Genomic DNA, 1,713 nt, shown 5'->3' with positions numbered 1-1,713 from the left:
AGGGCAGGGAAATAAACACTCTCCTTTTTGCAATCTTTGAACGACGCCAGTAGCGTTTCATCCTTGGTAAATGAATTCAACCAATCACGGAGTTGATCCTCATTTTTTGCCGTGATGGACATCTTTAGTTGAGTCTGATGTGGTGAAGAAAACCTGCGATACCATGCTTTTGCCAGAGCGTTATCCTCTTTAACCGCCCTGTTAAGGAAGGTACATACCTGTTCCAAACTGCGAATATCCCGGAGCCCCAGATAGCGAAAAATCCTGGAAAAAGATAAAAAGGATAAATTTCGCAATGAAGCTTTTACCTTATCAGGAACAGCGACGGATCGACCGGCACTGACACAGGATGATGCAGTCTCCGGATGAGCTTGTCTGATGGGTAGAGTGTTTGATTGTGCAATGCAGGAGTTATTATCTATTCCATGCATCCCTGAATGCTCCAAAGTGGTTATTTATCTTCGATCAGTGAGGACAGTCAATGTCGATACCGAAGAGTTAGAGTCGGTTTTTGAATGAAAGTTCAAAAAATGTTGTTAAGGGCAACAAACAGAATTTCTGCCTTTTAGCGCACTCAAAATGGCATTACTCAGTGACAGCAAGTAATGAATGGTTGCTTCGTAGTTCAGTGATCTTCACCGATTTGTCGTTGGAGGCGGTTACCACATAACGACCATCGGCGCTGAAGGTGGCTGAGTAGATCCAGCCATTATGGGAAACACTGGCTTTTTCTGACCATGATCCATCGGCCATCTGACCAATGAGTTTCGCCGTTCCTTCACCGCTGGTTGTCACCAGGTGGCGGCCGTCAGGGCTGAAAGTGGCTGAGAAAGCCTCGAATCCGTACCTATGGAAAAAGATGGCTTTTTGTTTCCATGATCCATTGGCTTTCTTGTAAATTCTTACCGAACCATCCTTACTGGCAGTGGCCACATAGCGGCCATCGGGACTGAAGTTGGCTGAGTTGACACAGTGAGTATGGCTAAGGGTGTCTTCTGGTTCCCATGCCCCATCGTCCTTGTGGACATAGATTTTCGCAGTGTTGTCGTCACTTGCAGTCACCACACGACGGCTATCAGGACTGAAGCTGGCTGAGTTGACACAGTTTTTATGGAAAATGACAGCTGCTTTTTTCCACGATCCATCAGCCTCCAGGCTATGGATTTGCGCTGTGTGATCGGAACTGGCGGTAACTACATGGCGGCAATTGGTGCTGAAATTGGCTGAATTGACAATATGACTATGGAAAAGGATGGCTGTTAATTCCCATGATCCATCAGTCTTCTGACTATGGATTTGCGCCGTCTCATCCGCACTGGCGGTCACTACATGGAGGCCATCGGCGCTGAAGGTGGCTGATTCGACAATACCCTCATGAACAAGAGTAACTGTTAATTCCCATGATCCATCGGTATTCAGGCTATAGATTTTAGCCGTGTTATCCACACTGGCGGTCACCACCCGGCGGCCATCCGGACTGAAGGTGGCTGAGTTGACCCAGAAATGATGAGGAATGGTGGTTGTTATTTCCCATGATCCATCAGCCTTATGAACATAGATTATCGCTGAGCAATCGCCACCGGCGGTGACCAGATGGCGGCCATCGACACTCAGGTTGGCTGAGTTTACGAATTCCTTTTCGTTAATAGTTGTTGTATCTAATTCAAATGTTTTACATTCAGACATCAGCTTAGTCTTGGTGAAAAATAACAG

General features: G+C 46.6%; 2 protein-coding genes. Both read right to left on the bottom strand.

Features of this window, described 5'->3' with window-relative positions:
- The coding region (locus KDK19_RS00065; protein ID WP_257291075.1) for an F-box protein at window positions 1-431 on the bottom strand (431 nt) is incomplete at its 3' end.
- A 154-nt stretch (window positions 432-585) separates the two neighbouring features.
- On the bottom strand, window positions 586-1,713 hold a 1,128-nt coding region (locus KDK19_RS00060), incomplete at its 5' end, for a WD40 repeat domain-containing protein (RefSeq protein ID WP_257291074.1).

The sequence above is a fragment of the Endozoicomonas sp. ONNA1 genome (assembly GCF_024606325.1).
Lineage (GTDB): Bacteria > Pseudomonadota > Gammaproteobacteria > Pseudomonadales > Endozoicomonadaceae > Endozoicomonas_A.
The sequence above is the reverse complement of the archived record's forward strand: the minus strand, read 5'-3'. Positions and strand labels throughout refer to the sequence as shown.